We start from the raw sequence: 17,674 nt of genomic DNA on the forward strand, positions 1-17,674 counted from the left end.
ACTGCCACATAATCAGACTGGCCAAGGTGGGATTCAGGGCGGTTAAAATTTGATCAGCAATCTCCTATTCTGAAATCTCCAAAACCTTATATCGGGTGGTTGAACAACGCACTGTATTACCTAGCAACACACTCTCAGTTGTTCTATACCGATCAACTAACGATTATGCGAAAGAACTTTTTAGTAGTCATTGACAGAACAAATATACCTTGCATCATATGTTTAGCATGACTGTTACATAAAATATGCCATGTCGGTAGAGTATAAATCTAATATTCGGATTCCAATGAATTTCTCGAGTTCTTTAGCTTTAGAACCGATCGCTTTTTAGCATTTTCGGCGCGCACTTTAACTGGAACAAGAGTACTTGCCGTTGGATTGGCTCGCCAAAACTGCTGTATCTTTTTCCTATCGCGTCTAAGTTGGGAATTAAGCTGATTTACTTCTTCCGAGTCTCGCTCATTTCTTGCTGGATATCGGAAACTGAGAAGTTCGCCTATCTTAAGCACAGGAAGCTTAACCGATGAGTTGCCGGTGCTATTATAAACAGCTTCAATATTAGAAATATAAAAATTTCCTCTAGTAGCATCTAGCAGCAAAGTCAGTAAGTTAGCTAAATCAAGCTTCACATTAGATACTTCACCTTTTGTAGTGAATTCGACACTAGCGCTCTTTAAAAAAGAGGTTAATAGGGTGCGGTCTAAATCGTTTTCTACAGCAAAATCTCGTATGTTTCCTTTATGAATTTTACACTTACTTATTATTTTAAAAACCTGCCAATGGAATAGGTCAATCAAAAGAAAAGCTTGTTTGTCGACTCCAGAGTTCATTCCTAGAGCCTTGATCAACGTTCCTATGAATATAGCAAGCTTTATATTGCTATCGGTCGTAAATTCGTAAAAATTTACTAGAGTAGAATCAAATCCCCTTAAACCGATTGTAGTAGGACAAGAAAAGGCAAGAAGTGCGTGCCACGGGCTCTGGCAATCATCATAGCTAGATGGCTCTATCAAAGAAAAACCGATATCAAAATCTAGCTTAAACGTTTCTGTTCTAATAAACCTATAGAAAGAAGAGGTGATTTCGCCAGTGAAAGAGCACATTTGCTCCAAAAGGTGCCCTATGAACTGTCTTTTCTGACCACTTTCTTCAATAAAATCGATGACATTTTGCCCTAATGCTCTATCAACATCAGAAATTGAATTGGTTCCCCACTCAAGGCTTAATATATGTTGGGATACGAGAAATTCCTGAAAAGATCGGTGAGCAAAATAAAAGAAATTGTCGCCTTTAGACTCGATAACACTTCCAATTATTAAATCTCGAAGGATGTCTTTTCTAGGCGCTTCCGGAGCTTTTAGGTTAAAGTTTAATGTTTCAACATCCTCAAACGAAAACCCTCTGTCACCACCTTTAATCCAGCGTTCCCAAGAAAGCTTGGTTATAAATTCCTTTCTCTCATCTTTGCTTATTTTTTTTCTTGCTGGTCGGGAATCTTCTCGTTCTAATATTCGTTCGTAAAAGGTTTCATATAGGTGGTAAGTAGTAAAGCTCGATAGTGCTTCCGTTGTGGCAAGTGCTATAAGTGTTAACATTCTGGCATGCACTGGGCGTGATATAAGCTCACGGTGTTTTTCATCCAGTAGCTCGCTTATCCTTTGATCACAAAAATCTTTGTTTATAAAATCATAGGAATTTATAGGCGCCTGATCTGCTGAATAACTAATAAATTTTGGGATGAAATCATTTAACTGTTCGCCCGTGAAAAGACCTACTTCGATTTCACGATAGTCTCTCATCTCTGCATCTTTGACTTCCTGGTCCCCGATATACTTGATACCATGTAACACACTGGATTTTTCATTTTCAGATGTAAATGCATTCGGTCGCCCCAGGATAACAACCTTTGACTGGTTAACAACCAGTTTATTGAACTCCCTTATATTTGATCTAAATGCACTGAAAGACATCGCATGCTTCATTTCATCAAAACCATCAAGGATAATAAGAAATCGACCTAATCGATTAAACTCAAGGAATAAAGGGTAGGTAAATCCACTAACATTATATTGTGATGCAAAGTATTTGCAGACCAACCCTTCAATTCCCTGTTCATTAAAGATATCTCCTAGCTTCAGATAAATTGGTATTCGCGATGTTTCTCCGTTTAAGCACCGACGAGCAAATTTGGATGCAAGCATAGTTGCGAAACTGGTTTTTCCCATGCCATATCCCGCAAGTATGGCTATTGGAGAACAATCCTCAGTTAATACCCACTTATTTATTGTATTTTCGATATCGTTCCCCTCTATATCCTTAATGGGAACGTAATAATCACACAGCCCTTCATTTTTGTACATGCTCACAACTGACGTGAGGTACTGTGAAAAATCCATTATCAAAGAGCTAAATTCATCAAAGGTTTTGTGGACCACTTGGCGGTTATTCTCGACAGTATCAAGAACCCCAGGTGTAGGTGGCAGGTCCGTAATAATAATCAAGTAGTCTATTGCGTTAGAGCTAAGAAGAGAAATATAGGTTGCTATGATACTGTCATAATCAGTACGGCCCAGAGCTTTTCCATAGTGCTTACACTCGACACCATATTTGATCACACCTCGCTGTAATCGATCTGATTCTTCGTAGTAAACATCGACATTCTTACCTGCAACATTCTTTTCAACCGCATAGTTCAATTTTTGAGCAGTTTTTACGACACTAAAAACAGCGTCCCTTAGCTCATTACCTTTTTCCGTGGTATTAATAGTCTTATCCACTGACATAGCTCTTAACTGTTGAATTGATAACCTATTGTCCCATAATTCGGCTAGTGCCCAAAGGGCCAACAATTCTGGACTCCCACCAAATAGAATGGCAAGCAGAGCAGTAGAAGTCAGATTAGAAAATTGACATTAGTCCTACAAAAATGATTTAAATTCAACAGGTTGTAGTGAAATATCAACTCAGGAAGACTAGCCCCCAGTCTTCCCTATTCTGCACTACTGCAGCCATTCCCCACCCGAGAAGCATCACTTATCAAACTCCCCCAACAAGGGATACCCACCCACAGCTTGTATACCACTAAGAAGCAAATAGGTTGACCATAAAGCACCGAACCGGCAAAAGCCTTTAAGCTGGAACTAATCTCCTATTTACTGCACTGGAATTGAAAAGCAGTCAAGGAAAGATAGACATGCACGCGTCCAATTCCCTTCCTGTCGATTGCGAAGCGACCTATGCGCGCACAAAAAGTGGACAATGAAAAGAGCTGGGGGCAAATTCGCTAAGGAAGGAGGTCCGAACCCAAGCTTTCACTTCCATAAATCATGAATATGGAAGCTGGCGAGGTAAGCCATCTTCGAAGGCGTACTAACACGCCCCCCCGGAGCCGGCTTTCCATATATGAGGTGGACACCTATCAACCTCAGCATAGGTGTAATCCTGCTGGATAACAATCACGTAAGCTGGTAGTGAAAGGTTCTAGCCTCTTGCGACTTCAAAGTCAGAATGACCAGCGTATAACACGAATACTCCAACCCAAGCCACGTGACATCTACCTTTAGGTAGTGAATCACACAACGTAAGGTTACTAGCTAATAAATTAAGTTGGACAACACTTACTTGCTAAGTAATCTTACCCTCAAGCTTTTCACGTTTTTCATGTAACTTGGCTTTAGTGCTTTTCAGGTCATTACTCTGGATAATGGCTCTTGCAAAGTGAAAACATACACCTGCGCCAATACCAAGTCCACCAAGACAGAGACCGTAAATTATGCTTCGAAATAACTCAGGTGGATTGAGAAAGTGAACCATTAATAGAAGTATGATTACAATAAAAAGTAAAAAGAAACAAATAAAAATTAGCGTAAGTGAACTTCTCAGCAGTTTAGTATTCCCTCTGCTCAACTTCTCGATAAACTCTTGATGAGAGTCTATCTCTTCAATTTTCTTTCGAATCTGATTTTCCCTGAAACGAATATATTTAATACCCGCTATTCCAGCGAAAAACGAAACTATGAAAGATATGACAATTGCTTCCAAACTCACCAGGTTACCCTCTCATATCGCATTAACATAATGCTATACTCACGCACCTGTTACGTAAACTATTTTATTACCAACCAAAATCTAGGAAACTCGCCAGCCTCTGGAAGCCTCACCCTCCTATCTCCAGCTCTGCATCCACCGACGCGATACTCTCACTTTTCTCCCAAAGTCACTAGCCATACATCCCAATCAAATAATACCTACCCACAGCTTTAGTATCCGTAGGAAACAAACACGCTGATCCTAAAGTGCTGAACCGGGGAAAACCTAACATTTTGACTAAATATCTCGATCACAGTAATGGAAGTGACAGAAAATCAAGTAAAGATAGGGACCAAAATTCCAGAATTCATCCCATCCTTTTTGAAGAAAGCTATGCGCATCAGAAGTCTGCAAAAAGTAGGCCATGGGATACCCAAGGACAATAGCTCCTAGAGGGAATCTCACCTATGCTTCTGTATCAAACGCCATTTTAAAAACAATCTTGTGCATGTTTATATACTGCTTGGCGTTCAAATTCAGTTATTATTGTTTTGTCCGCTTCCGTAAGTTGGTGAAGCCATTTTCTACCAATTAATACATTCGCCTCATCTCCTTTGCTATTTAAAAAGGCATCAAAAAATCCACTCCCGGGCAAGCCGGTACTTTTCTTCGATAAGACCGCACTCTATATTGCAAAACGCGGATATGCTAAGGCTCGTGACGCAGACTCTAGTGTGTCATATTTATCATTTTCTAGAGTATTATCTTTGAATAGCTTATGGAATGCCGCCATGGATAAGACACTCTCTTCTTTCGCCGACTGCAATAAAGCTTCTGCCACTTCTGTTATTTTGTCTACAATAATCATTTACAAAAACCTATGACTTTGGCTCTATAAATTATAGCTATAGCCACGAATAATAATTTTGAATTTTTGCTTCAACATATCCATATTGGTTTATGAAGATCTCGCATGAAATAGGATACATAAAAATTGCCGCAGTGTTCATATTATCAACAAATTGACTTTGCTAATTTTTCTGCATGAGTTTTCCAATTTCTTCCTGCAGTGCATAAGTTAAAGGAGACAGGCCTTCATGAAATATAACTACGGCACTCTTCCAATTCTCAGATTCAGAATTATACTCATTTGAATGAACCATATTTTCAATGTAATTTACGCTACTAGTTAGTTTACTCATATACTTTTGTAAGTGCACAATTTCCTTAAAGGCAAAAAAATATTGCATTGTATAAAGGCTTAGATCTTCAAAAGCCTTTGACATATGACTTGCTGCTTCTATATCTGTACCGAATTCTGTTCTTGTCCTTCGGGAAATACTTTTCTCTGCCCAAAACTGAATTTCCCCAATAATTTTTCCTGCATTTTCTAAATGACATGCTTTCAGGGTATATAGGTGATTGGCTGCATGCTTTTCTTTTGAGTAAGAATGATTTATAGCCGCAATAGTTTCAGAGTGAAGTCGATTTAAAGTGTTTTCGGTTTCTTCATGCTGCCTATTAAGAATATTTTCCGCTTTACCATGATCTCTATTAAATTTACCCTCTAAAACACTATGTATTCTGTTTCCACGATGAACCGAAATCAGCGCCAATGCATTAATAAAAGTCGCAACAACTGCTAATAATGATAATACTTCTGTACTCAATTGAACCTCCTATAAAATCTAACATTTCATTTAGAGAGTAATATAAGCCACCTTATAATGAAACCCTATAATGTTATAAAATGAAAACGTATATCAGAAAGAAATGTAATTCTAGACACCCACAAAATAGAGTAGCGAACAGGGCAGCAGAAGCCAGATTAGAAAATTGGCATTGGTCCTACAAAAATAATTTAAATTCAACAGATTATAGTGAAATACCAAGCCAGGAAGACTCCCCCCACCCTTCCCTATCCTGTACCACTACAACCGTTCCACACCCGCAAAGCATCACTTGCCAAACTCCCCCAACATGGGATACCCAGCCATACCACTAGGAAGCAAATAGGTTGACCATAAAGCACCAAACCGGCGAAAGCCTTTAAAGTGGAACAAAAGTACTAGTTGCTGTGCTGGAAGTGAAAAGCAGGCATCCACGCCCCCAAATCCCTCCACACCTATCGTGAAGAGATCTATACGCGCATCAAAAGAGAACAAAAAGTAGGCACTGAAAGACGGATGAGCACGGTTTGTCTTTCTCATCAACGGTCAAACATACTGTCTCAACAATGGAATTTCTAGGCAGGTTTTAAGAAAAGAGAACTAAAGTTAACTATGCTTATTGGATTATAGAAGACAGTCAGCATATCCTTTCCGGGATGAAATTTGTATAAGCCCCTGATAACCCAGCTCATTATTTACGGGCAGTGACAGAACGCATGGAGTTGATGAACTCGTTTTCAAACTTTGATCTATATCCGATAGAATAGCCATCATGACAGAACTGCAACTGGAGGCTTATAAAAGTGCTTAAATTTAAAGAATCTGAGTCTGATGCTAAAAGCCTCGCTTTACATTACGCTAAAGAAATGAGTGATGAACTTCTTGAAGAGTTTATCAATTCAAAAGTAAAAATTAACTCGAACGAAATGGCAGCTTCATTAACAGAATCATTTTGGGAAATGACAGACTTAGCAATCAAAGATAATGAAGAGCAAAAAGTCATAGAGGGAATTACTGATATAGAGTTCTGGATGCATAAACTCTTTAACAAATTTTCTGGCTACATGCTTATTAATGGTTTTGAAGAAGTTTGGGAAAGTACATCAAGCAAGATACGTGCTAATTAAAACCTGGTATTGCCTTGCTCCAATTTAAGGGAGTATAGGCTTTCCCACACCCCCTTGGTCTGTCAGTATTTTGGAAATAACTACTCTTGTACTTGGCGACTCCCATGTACTATACTTTATTTAGAAGCTAGGGCTTCCTACAAATAGTATTTTTCTTAAAAAGGCCAGATACCACATTCTGGCCTAAGTGTATCTTGGATGTATTATGTATGCATTTTCAATGTATCTAAAAGATCATCTTTAAACTCAATTTGCTCTAATGATTCAGCTGTAAAAATCAAAGCTAGTGCTTGATCCACAAAAACATAAATTGCCCCATTAACTTCCTCCACCTGCTCAACCACTGCCCAACTATAGAAACTATGGCCATGTTGACAAGTTTCTTTAATACCCTCTGGAGTAATCTCATACTCTTTAGAGCCTAATATTATTCCATCTTTGTTTGGTGTAAAGCACTCGCCTATTTTTACAGCCAACAACCTACTAAGAGCAACATAAAAAAGAAACGCAAGTGATATTACTATAACTAATATGAACGGACTCAGCTCAATTTTCCCAGCCTTAAACTGAACACAAGACATAAAAATTAAACCGATAGCCAACCAAACAACTAAGATCTTAAGAATCGATATCCATGTATGAGATTTCAAACGACTACATACCACATAGTCACAAAAATTATTATGGTCAGCTTTAGAGGTTACTACTTTAAGTTTCAAACGAATCTCCACAATCTACATCATATATAAAGGTCAATCTACCTTAAGCCCAAGCGTAAATTCTTTGGACACACAGCGAAAGCTAATCACATCACTATACTTCTACTCCCTGAGGCGCTTCTCTGCCTTAATAAATCTTCTGAACGTATATACCATTACGGCAATATAAAGGGCAATTACTATCGCCATAGCAGAAATATCATAGACATTTATTACCCAGCTTTCTGGGTGTTGATCTCCTTGCACCAATAGCGTAGTAGTTAGAAATGACACTAACAGCAGCAGTATAAATACAGCAGTTATCAATAGAAGTTTGCATGCCAGGAGTATAAATCTCTTCATAAAAAACCAGGTTAGGCAGTTGAAGGTAGATGCAGCCTGTACCTATATTTGTCTAAATAATTAGCTCAATACGACCTCCCTACATAAGGGAGGCCTTGACTGCTTTAATCTTTTTACTTTGTGTCCCGACCTTCAGACTGAGGTTAAAGTGGGGCCCTTGTTTTCCCACTCGTCAATCATTCTATCGGTCAGCGCCCTCAAACGCCCCATGTATAGAATATCTTCTTGAAGCTCTTCAGCTTCTTCATCATCACATTCATTAATATCAACATCACATAATTTTTCTTCGTAGCAAGCAAGGGCTTCTCGTATATAGTTCAAATCTTTGTAGTTATAAGACATCACTTAACTCTCATATATTTTTTTAAGGCGGCAAGCTTTTCAAAATACTCGGAAACAGGCATGTCGATTTCCGCTTCAATCGAGTAGTGGGTATTGCCTTCTGCATCGGGAAACATATCCTTTGCAATAATCAACCCTGGTTCCAATCTCGCATCTTTGGTAATTATCCACCAAGCATCCTTTCCCTCTCTAAATGGAACTTTACTACTGATACCATCGAAAAGTGATACACCACCCGATTTAGCCAAAATATACGGCTCTGAAGAGCCTGGCATCCGATAGGTTACTATATCGTTTCGTTTGGGCCTTTCTTCACCTGCTCTGTTATTTTTCACCATCATTGGCCGATGGTCCTCACGATACCTAACCTTATCGATCTGCGGATTATCAAGCTTTCCTTTCCTAAGCACCACATCCACATCAAATCTCTTCATGTAGACTTGATTGGCACGCTTGTTTAGCTTTGCATGCCCTACTGCATCATCGCGTGTAAAGCTCAAAACATTTAGATTCATTGACTCACTCCATAAGTTTCAATCCCATGCTGGTAAGCGATATTACTTCAATGCTTAACGACGAGCCACAGCCACTTGTAAACCCACTCCTCTTTGCCATTGGAGTCTATAGCGTCCAATTAGGTAACTCAGTAGCTTGGAGCGAATCCCCAATTTCCGAGTGCCTAGCCCCCCGCCTTTTATGATCACGTCCACTACTCAGAACCGACGAAAACTAAAATTGGGACGTTCGTCTCCACGATAGTGCTGAAAGTGAAAGGAAATCAAGTAAAGATAGGCATCCACGCCCCCAGACCCCTCCTCGTCCACGGAAAAGAGATCTATGTGCCTATCGGAAAATAGGCAATGGAAGACGTTGAGAGTAGATTCTCCAATGACGAAAGCTCCACCTCAATAAAACTCCATGGAAGCGTTATTGATAGCCAGCTATCTTCGAGGTTGAGGTCTTCGAACTTATAAAACCCTCTCCTCAGCTATAAAAAATAACTTATCAAGAGAAAAGTAAAAACAACACAAATTAGGGTGAACAAGCAGCATAACTACTTAGCTAAAATCATTTTTGTTGCATCGCATGGTGATAAACCAAGCGCCTTATTCTTAAATCTACGTCACGCCACAAAGCAGCATCGACTAACCTTGCAGCTACATTCAAGGGAGTAGCAGGCCCTACTTTTGAAGTTTCGATATATACCCAACCATTGTTATCAGTAGTGACCTGTCGAGTAACGACCCCAGAAAGTACATGCCCCTCTAGCGCGACATTTTGATTGGTCAAAGTATCATCGTTAAAGAAATGCTGCGTTGGCCCAACAAACAATTCAGAAACTGCACCATTCTCAATAGGCGAACCATCACCTCCGGGACCAGGAAGAATTCTTAAACCATTACTGTAGACTGACTGAGGTGTACACTCTTCCATTGCTGTATTGCATATCGCTGTACATAAGGGACCATAGCTACCTAAGCTACTACCTTGCCCCTTTTGTGCAATTACTCCCTACACTCAATAAGAACTTCCGTATACCTTAATTTATCATTTACTTTTTCTTGATCTGCACCAACCGAGAGGGGAGCTAGTTTAAATTCCAAATAGTATCTATAGCCATAACCAACTTTTATGCTCTCAACCTGTGAGACTTCAAAATGACCATAATCGATATTTCTCCCATAAAATTCTAATGAAGCAACATTAACGGGAATATCAAATAATCCCCAATCAATATCAAAGTTATTGTACGCATCCTCAGCGTACATCAATCCAACTCTTGAGTGCTCTACTCGATAATTTGAGAAGTTACTAAGTACATTTTCCACACCACTCCACAACTGCTCCAATAACACTTCGTCTTTAGATAAAGACTGCAAATTAGAACAAGGGGCTCTAGTAGCCGAATTAAACTGAATCACAAAATATAATGCAATTAGGAATAGCCCGAGAAAAAAAATAACAGTAAATTTAATAAGCTTACTAATCATTTACATCATCGCTTAATATTGTAATAGTCTCGACCAAATCTTGACCAAAGCCCCCCAGTTTGTGCCTGATATAAATTGTAGCTTCCTTTACCAGCAAGAACATCATTTACATTCCAAGCGCCTACGAGTGTATTAAGAGTAGCTTCAGAAAATCCATAACGCCCAGCAAATACACCAACACCAATATAGTTTATTTCACCCCCTTTGAAGACCCCAATATTATCAACATAAAATTCTTGATTAGCATATCCATATAGAAATGTATCCGCCTTGCTAATGAAATTTTCTGAAAATTCAGAAATATTTAGAGGGTTAACTCCATCAGCCTCAATGCTCATATACTCTGCGATAGTAATTATATCTAGCTGACTTAACTGAATAGGCGTATCGGATCCTTCCTGGACACCTTTAAAAACTTTAAACCTAAGTAACTCGTAGCGCTGTTTCCACTTCTCTTGTGCACCTGTTTTTGGCGGATTGTGTAAAGCATCATTAAGTACATATCTAAATGCTCCCGTTACGGCACCATTAGCAAATTTCCCACCACTTAATACGGAAGCGGTTCCACCAACTACAGCAGAGACAATAACACCATCCACAGTCGGGCCCATTCCCTCCGGACCTGTCCACCCCTCATTGCTAGCCAGAGCGGAAAACCCGGCCGCAGCAAAGCCATGGCCAAATTTTCCTCCCTGTAAATGTGCCATAGTACCGCCTACTATACCGTGAGCAATAATCTTTGTTGCGCCTTCGAGGCGCAGACTTCCAACCCCATAGAAAGCGGCTGAGGTTGCTCCAGATATCGCCGCAGCCCGCATAGCTACTCCAAAATCATCGCTTTGAGCATAAGCCATGTTTTTGGAGAACTGAGCATTAAACCCAATGGAGCATGGGCCACAGTAAATTGCACTCACTACTGAGCCAATAATCTGTGCAGCCGTAGCTAGAGCGGGGTTGTCTGCTAGCACCTTAAATACTGGCTTACTTATTTGCGCATCGGCATAAGAAATGGCTACTGCAGTGACGGCTTTAGAAATAAAGCTCAAAAAATACCCGCTCGGATCAGTCGCGTTTAGAGGGTTATTCCGTACATAACTATAGCGGTTGTACATCTGTGTATCCGCAGCGGCCTGAATAAATGGATCTGCCTGGACAAACCGCCCTAGGCGCGCATCATAGATGCGGCCATTCATATGAATCAGCCCTACCTCATCCAGCATTTCATGCCCAGTATAACCGCGCGTGGTACGCCCATGATCAAAACTCGTTAAGGCGGTATTTGACAATGCATTCCAGTTTCCAGTATTCCTGCGCTGCCCCCAGGCGTCGAAGGCCATTTCCTGTTTCACTGTCCCCGACTCATCAGTAATCAGATCCATTGACCCCAGGTGGTCTTTGTACAGGAACATCTTTTCTGTGGATTGCACCACATAGTCTACGTCGGTTTTAACCGTGTATAGAGCACCACCACCCAGATAACGTTTCCACTGGATCTCATTGGGGGTACTCGACTTTTGGACGCGCTCGACACCACCGATGTACCAAGTCTCAGTTACCTCGCCATTACTGCTGTTAGTATCTTTACGGTAGTAACGGCCATGACTGGGTCCGTATAGGAACTCGGTAGTATGGTTACCTTTCTTGATCCAGGAGGCTTTGTCGAATGTGGTATAGCGGATGGTACGACCACCATCAAAACCATCAGATGTCATATTGCCATTGGCATCGTAGTTATAACGAATGCCTCCGGCTGTGGTTACCGCATGAGCACCTGCATCATTTTGACCATAGATATATGAACCGACTCCAGCCTTGTAAGTAATATTGCCAATGGCATTGTACTTAATATCCTGATTACCACTACTCAGAGTACTGCAGTTGTAGTTGCTACTACCAATATGATTTTTTATCAATCGATTTAGGTTGTCATAGCAGAAGCTCTCTCGTAGGTTCTTGCTACTACTTCGATTATGGCGGCTGACAAGATTACCAAGGGTATCCCACTGATAAGTGATATTCTGAACACCAAAAGTGCCTAGCACCGTAGAAGTCTGATTAAGCAACCGGCCTGTAGAGTCCTGATAGGTGTATACCGTAGTCGCACCATTGCCAAGAAGCTGCTCCTTCAGCTGCCCTCGGGCAGTATGTGCCTTGATCTCCTGAATCAAATTGCCAGTTGCCAAGTCAACAGTCTTGTATAGCAAACCATATTTATAGTAGTTGCGGATACCGGACTGCCCAGTATTCAAGAGGCTGTCCAGGGCATCGTAACTGCGCTCTACGCGCCCATAATCATCAAAGGTCTTCGTTGTGATATAGGTAGGCTGGGGACCACCACCATCGAAGTCTACTGCTTGAGTGTTATTTCTACCAAGATAATCATATTGATATACCGCCTGATAACCAGTGACGCTATCAATGATCATCTCTATCTGACCAACGCCATTATGAGCACTATCGTAGAACCAGCTCACATCGCTAGTGATGCTGGTACCGCCCTCTTTTTCAATCCGCGTGAGTTGGCGTCCCAACTTATCGTAAGTTAATGCTACTGTATGGCCATTGGCGTTAGTCTGCTTCTCCAGTTCACCATAGCCGGTATATTCGTATTCCCAGAAACCCTTGTCCGGATCATCCATATTCAATTTACGGCCCAAGTGATCGTGATTGATAGTGACGACAATCGGATAGCTGATTCCATCACCTTCATCTATATGGCTGCCGGAGGAGTTGGTTTTACCCCAGGATTTGGCCTTGTGTAAATTGCCCTGACTATCGTATTCATAGGTAAGGCGGCCATTATTAGCGTCTAGAACTTCAACCAGTTCACCAACAATGTTCTTGATTTCAGTCTTTTTCTGAACCTTATCATTGGTGGTAATGGTTTTCAGGCCCAAATACACAATAGTGGAATCCGAATCATCTGGCGCTATAACACGAGTTGGACGGCCGAGTAGGTCATACTCAGTCTCTGTCCACATAGGGGTGTCGCCGGAGAAATAAGGTTCACTGATAAATTTGGCTCGGCCTAAATTATCGTATTCCTTATCCATATAGATTTTATGATACAGGCCCTGTGTTTCCGTGCGAATCGACCGGCCTAATACATCAAAGTACTCCCTTCCCCATTTTCCAGAGCTACTACTGGTGGTAATCCTGTATTTTGCCCCGCTAGGACATCCACTCGTGCAACGCTCATACTTGGTTTCCTTATCCACTCCCGCATTGTTCCAGGAGTAACCTTCACGCCCCAAAGCATCATAGGCGAAGTAGCTCATCAGGCCATTTACACCCTCAACAATTAAAGGAGCTCCAAAATGGTTGCGGGACACCACTTTTTCAACCAAGTGATTTAATGCGTTATAAGTTTCTGTAACGTAGCGACCAGAGGGATCGTATACAGTTCTGGCAGATCGACTTGCCTCACCGGAAGCACTCAAAGTTTTTTTCGAAACATTGCCGAAACTGTCATAATCATAGGTGGTTGTCTGCTTGAATGCAGATTTGTTCGGTTCAACAACTTCTGTTCGCAAAAGCCCTTTATGTATTCCAGATGTGTAGTAGGTAAAAGATGACTCCTGTATATGGCTAGTCATTCCTGGACGAGTATTGGTAACCCTGGTATTGCTAAGGCGCCCCATCTCTTTTTCCCAGGTACTGTTACCATAAACATTTACTACCTTTTTAACAAACTGCTCATTAGTTGCTGCATCTGTCGTAGTTACATTAATTGTGAGGGCATTCCCGTAATTATCATAACTATTAGTTGTTGTTACTGTCTGTAGCAGATCTCCAACACTTTCCCCTCCGTCCTTTAGGTCATAAGTATTCTCAACTGCACTATAAATAAAAGGTTGATAAGGCGCCGATGGTGTGCCACTCCCGTTCCACCCTTGAAGTCGCCAATTATTGGTGGCCTGACTTAAAATTTTTCCCTGTGCAGTGCGAGTTACTGTATGCAGGGGCACACCGGTGAAGGGGAAGTCCTGTCGGTATGTAGTTTCAGTAATTACTCCAGTCTGGTTGTCTGTACTACTTACCTTCTGGAAGCCCAGCGCACCTCGGCCAGCAGCCTGTAATTTCATCTGGTGGTAGTGGTAAGAAATTGAGCTTTTAGCCAGCTGTGCTACTGATCCAGAGTTAATTCCGGCTGCAGGCGCAGAGCTTTCAACCTTGGACACAAGAAAGATCGGCGCCAGGATATCAAACACTGGCTTACTTTTGCCCAATGTATGACTACCTGAAGGAAGCTCCCAGTCACCATTTAATTCGGAGTAAAGAGAAGAAGGGTTTGGAGTAGAGACAGTGTAACAAATCACTTCCCCTCCGATACTTCCACCGCCGAACCCATCTTCCGAATTGAAAATCCTAACGCACCTTTCCTCGTGGGTGGAAGACATGGATAAACGGGTATATACATCACCATCTACCATATTTTCATAGGTAACTTCGGTCAAATTGCCAAGACCATTATCAATTACATTGATTACCTTACTTGGCTTATTTTTATGTTCAGCATACTTTTCATTGGCAATCTGGGTTCGAACTTTACCCGAAGACTGGTCATACCTATGATAATCAACTTGACCATCACCATTGGTATCGGCAAACCAGATAAAATCTCTCTTGTCGGTTCCGATATATTTCCAGCTTCTTTCAGTACTAACAAAATTACCGGTATTTTGGTCAAAATACCGGACTTTGGCATAGCCAGTATCGAAGTCCGCACGTACTAAATCCGGGAAACCATCATTATTGAGATCAGCAAAAGTTGCCTTTTCACCATCAGGGAATGAGCCTAGGCTAACAAAGCCTGATCCGGTGCTGAGCTTAATTGCAAGGTTGTTAGCACTACCAGTTATATAAGCAATATCTGTTAACCCATCACCATTGATATCTATGGCAATAGGGTCGCTTTCTGGCTCACTACTAGCAGAGAGAAGGTGTGATGAGTTGAACTCTTGTTCTTCCTGATCAAATACTGCCACACGGTAACCATCAAAGTAATTACCCAAGAACGTCCATTGCTGATTAGTTCCGCAACTGTCAGGCCCCCCAACCAATTGTCGTGGTAAAAATGGTTCATGAGTAGGTGGGCCACCGCCACCAGGGGGATTTACCGTTACGCAGCCGAATCTACTGGTATAGGTGGCCACCAGCAGATCTATAGAGCCATCACCGTTAAAATCACCCAGCGTATCTGGCACTCGTTTATCCGGTGTACCAACTGTGGCTCCAGTGACATTTAAATCGTAGGTTTTTACAGTACTGCTAAACTTATAGTAGCGGTCCGAAGATTCAGACAAACCCGCAGGTACCAGAAGACGTACTTTCACGCTACCTGCCGTTGCGGTAGAAATGTAATCTGCTAACCCATCACCATTAAAATCAGCAAATATTGCATCCTTATCATTAAGGCCGGTATAAATACCATCTGAATCCAGCCTCCAGGCGCCATTGCTATACCTGCTGAGGAATACATGCCAGTAACCACCAGAAAATTGATAAGCTTGCCTGGCATTGAAGATAGCCAAGTCCTGACGGCCGTCGCCATTATAGTCCAACACCCGGATGGCAAAGTCTTTATCAATATTAATGCCTGAGAAGTACGCCAAATCAAATGTTGAACCTGAGAAGTTTTGCTTGACGAACTTGGTACCATCTGAAATTGCGTATTTCACCCTGGTATCGGTATCATCACCATCAGCATCTCCTTCAATCCATACAAGGTCTTGCTTGCCATCGCCATTAATATCAGCATATTTATAATTTACAAGGAAACGGCTGCTGGCAGGAGAGAAATCGATAGCCTCGTGCGCTGTACCATCATGAAGTAAAGGGGACTGCAGCCACTCGAAACTCATAGCAGGTAAGCAGCTTGAGCCAACACACTCCTGAAAACTGGAAAGAAGAGAAGTTCTATCAGAATAATCTATCCCAGACCCAAAAGTTCCAACGGGCTTATACCCCAAGTTATATTCGCGAATAACACTACCATTCGACCTAGAAGTGATTTTTTCCAAGCGCTTTGTGGTAATAAATTCGTATCCAGAGGTATAACTTTGCAAGTAATCCGGGCGAGTAGTGTAACTAAACTCTACTTCTCCCCCATAGCTACCCGAGCCATACGCATAGCGAATTCTTTTGATACGTTGACCACTATCAGCATTACCCTCGTACTGGAAGTCAATATGATTTCCAACACTATCCTCAAATTGATTTTGCGCCCAAACCAACACATGACTTCCGGCCAACAACTTTGAAGTACTGCTGTTACCGTAATAGCTCAATGACCCATCTTTTCGCTCAACAGTAAAGTAAGCGGGCTTCCCCAGAGAACCACCAACAGATGTAACTTTTGCAAAGGAGTCCATCTCAGTTTTGTAAACGGCTCCAACTGCGCCATATGCTGAGCCGCTCACTTTAATTAGTCGCTGTCCATCAAGACAGAATCGATCAGAATCAGTCCAATTAATTGGAGCTACACGCCCATCAATTGCTAATGTTTGGCGACAGCGGGAAATGCCAGACAAACCACCGATCGTCCATCCCTTGCCCAGTAATCCATTACCTCCATTACTTGAGTAACTGAGAGATAATTGAGGAGTAACTCCACCGGTACCTGAGGCTGCCATAATGGGTATTGAGTAAGTTACAGCACCCATCTCATTTACCCGAAACTCTCCTCCAGAGGCTCCAGCCATATTAGTGCTGTTCGTGACCAAGGGCGTACCATGACTATCAAAGGTGCCTGATGTACTGGCAAGTAGAGTCGCATCGATAACACCTTGAACTAAAATATCATCTCGACCATCGCCATTGGCGTCTTCAATTCTTAAACTTTCAGGGTCTGCACCTGAAAGAATCAGAGCGATTTCCTCCGTGTTATCCCCAATTGGAAACACCTGAGACAAAGTAGGAAAACCATTACCATTAGCTTGCAGTACCAGGGGTGTGGCAGCTAACACTAATAAATCGAATTCGCCGTCTCCGTCAAAGTCCCCGGAAAAAGACAGGTTGCCATCTATTTTTTCTAGAGTCGCTAGGATTGTTTCTGTCAGAGTGCTGCTTTGCGGCGTTCCGTACCCAAGACCACCATTGTCTCTCGTGCCATACAATACAAAATTAGGTAACTCTGGCATTGCTACAGGAGTGGCTACTTTGCCATGCAAAATAATAAAGGGGCGATGGTACTCAAAATACAGATCATTAAGACCATCATTATTGATATCGCCACTATAAATTTCGTATCCATTTTCCCAAATGCCAGACGAAGCACTAGCAAATGAGGAGAATAGCCCAGCAACAACGAGACAGAGGTAGGCAAGAGTGACACGCATCCGAAGAGGCCTCAAGATGAAGGATGTAATTTTATTTTTGCTTCGCTCAATATTTAACTGAGAGAAGGGTGGCGGGAATTTACACAACTTTACAGATTGTTACAAGCCAACATG

At 41.6% G+C, this 17,674-nt stretch carries 13 protein-coding genes; 2 read left to right on the forward strand and 11 right to left on the reverse strand.

The window, feature by feature from the left end:
• Positions 1-269: 269 nt before the first annotated feature.
• From BTJ40_RS12795 to BTJ40_RS23180, 5 genes are all read right to left on the reverse strand, one after another.
• On the reverse strand, positions 270-2,777 hold the full coding sequence (locus tag BTJ40_RS12795) for an NACHT domain-containing NTPase (RefSeq protein WP_238151994.1): 2,508 nt from the start codon (positions 2,775-2,777) through the stop codon (positions 270-272).
• Positions 2,778-3,624: 847 nt separating this feature from the next.
• Positions 3,625-4,047 (reverse strand): hypothetical protein, encoded by a 423-nt coding sequence (locus BTJ40_RS12800; RefSeq protein ID WP_108733464.1) that lies wholly within the window; start codon positions 4,045-4,047, stop codon positions 3,625-3,627.
• A gap of 667 nt (positions 4,048-4,714) precedes the next feature.
• On the reverse strand, positions 4,715-4,897 hold the full coding sequence (locus BTJ40_RS12810; protein ID WP_108733465.1) for a hypothetical protein: 183 nt from the start codon (positions 4,895-4,897) through the stop codon (positions 4,715-4,717).
• Positions 4,898-5,060: 163 nt separating this feature from the next.
• Positions 5,061-5,699, reverse strand: coding sequence for a hypothetical protein (locus BTJ40_RS12815; RefSeq protein WP_108733466.1), 639 nt, complete (start codon positions 5,697-5,699; stop codon positions 5,061-5,063).
• A gap of 288 nt (positions 5,700-5,987) precedes the next feature.
• Positions 5,988-6,239, reverse strand: a complete 252-nt coding sequence (locus BTJ40_RS23180; protein WP_157954056.1) for a hypothetical protein — start codon at positions 6,237-6,239, stop codon at positions 5,988-5,990.
• A 263-nt stretch (positions 6,240-6,502) separates the two neighbouring features.
• Between BTJ40_RS23180 and BTJ40_RS12825 the strand changes: the two genes are divergently transcribed.
• Positions 6,503-6,826, forward strand: a complete 324-nt coding sequence (locus BTJ40_RS12825; RefSeq protein ID WP_108733467.1) for a hypothetical protein — start codon at positions 6,503-6,505, stop codon at positions 6,824-6,826.
• Between the two features lie 203 nt (positions 6,827-7,029).
• On the opposite strand, the gene BTJ40_RS12830 is transcribed toward BTJ40_RS12825, so the two are convergent.
• From BTJ40_RS12830 to BTJ40_RS12845, 3 genes are all read right to left on the reverse strand, one after another.
• Positions 7,030-7,545 (reverse strand): YcxB family protein, encoded by a 516-nt coding sequence (locus tag BTJ40_RS12830; RefSeq protein WP_108733468.1) that lies wholly within the window; start codon positions 7,543-7,545, stop codon positions 7,030-7,032.
• Between the two features lie 474 nt (positions 7,546-8,019).
• Positions 8,020-8,229, reverse strand: coding sequence for a hypothetical protein (locus tag BTJ40_RS12840; protein WP_108733470.1), 210 nt, complete (start codon positions 8,227-8,229; stop codon positions 8,020-8,022).
• Entirely contained in the window at positions 8,229-8,744 is a 516-nt protein-coding gene (locus BTJ40_RS12845; RefSeq protein ID WP_108733471.1) for a hypothetical protein, read from the reverse strand. The genes BTJ40_RS12840 and BTJ40_RS12845 overlap by 1 nt, the downstream gene beginning before the upstream one ends.
• Positions 8,745-8,963: 219 nt before the next feature.
• Here BTJ40_RS12845 and BTJ40_RS12850 point away from each other — a divergent pair, with 219 nt between their 5' ends.
• Positions 8,964-9,086 (forward strand): carbon storage regulator, encoded by a 123-nt coding sequence (locus BTJ40_RS12850; protein WP_108733472.1) that lies wholly within the window; start codon positions 8,964-8,966, stop codon positions 9,084-9,086.
• A gap of 211 nt (positions 9,087-9,297) precedes the next feature.
• On the opposite strand, the gene BTJ40_RS12855 is transcribed toward BTJ40_RS12850, so the two are convergent.
• The 3 genes from BTJ40_RS12855 to BTJ40_RS12865 form a co-directional block, all read right to left on the reverse strand.
• Complete coding sequence (locus tag BTJ40_RS12855; protein WP_108733473.1) at positions 9,298-9,663, reverse strand: hypothetical protein; 366 nt, start codon at positions 9,661-9,663, stop codon at positions 9,298-9,300.
• Positions 9,664-9,734: 71 nt separating this feature from the next.
• Positions 9,735-10,220 carry a hypothetical protein gene (locus BTJ40_RS12860; RefSeq protein WP_108733474.1) on the reverse strand — a complete coding sequence of 162 codons (486 nt, stop codon included), beginning with the start codon at positions 10,218-10,220 and terminating at the stop codon, positions 9,735-9,737.
• Positions 10,221-10,225: 5 nt separating this feature from the next.
• Positions 10,226-17,560, reverse strand: coding sequence for an FG-GAP-like repeat-containing protein (locus BTJ40_RS12865; protein ID WP_108733475.1), 7,335 nt, complete (start codon positions 17,558-17,560; stop codon positions 10,226-10,228).
• Positions 17,561-17,674: the final 114 nt, after the last annotated feature.

This window comes from Microbulbifer sp. A4B17 (genome assembly GCF_003076275.1).
In the GTDB taxonomy this organism is placed as follows: domain Bacteria; phylum Pseudomonadota; class Gammaproteobacteria; order Pseudomonadales; family Cellvibrionaceae; genus Microbulbifer.

Excerpts from the sequence above, each read along its gene's own strand:
- BTJ40_RS12810 (WP_108733465.1), bottom strand. The coding sequence starts at position 4,897 with ATGATTATTGTAGACAAAATAACAGAAGTGGCAGAAGCTTTATTGCAG.
- BTJ40_RS23180 (WP_157954056.1), bottom strand. The coding sequence starts at position 6,239 with ATGAGAAAGACAAACCGTGCTCATCCGTCTTTCAGTGCCTACTTTTTG.
- BTJ40_RS12840 (WP_108733470.1), bottom strand. The coding sequence starts at position 8,229 with ATGTCTTATAACTACAAAGATTTGAACTATATACGAGAAGCCCTTGCT.
- BTJ40_RS12845 (WP_108733471.1), bottom strand. The coding sequence starts at position 8,744 with ATGAATCTAAATGTTTTGAGCTTTACACGCGATGATGCAGTAGGGCAT.
- BTJ40_RS12855 (WP_108733473.1), bottom strand. The coding sequence starts at position 9,663 with ATGGAAGAGTGTACACCTCAGTCAGTCTACAGTAATGGTTTAAGAATT.
- BTJ40_RS12860 (WP_108733474.1), bottom strand. The coding sequence starts at position 10,220 with ATGATTAGTAAGCTTATTAAATTTACTGTTATTTTTTTTCTCGGGCTA.
- BTJ40_RS12865 (WP_108733475.1), bottom strand. The coding sequence starts at position 17,560 with ATGCGTGTCACTCTTGCCTACCTCTGTCTCGTTGTTGCTGGGCTATTC.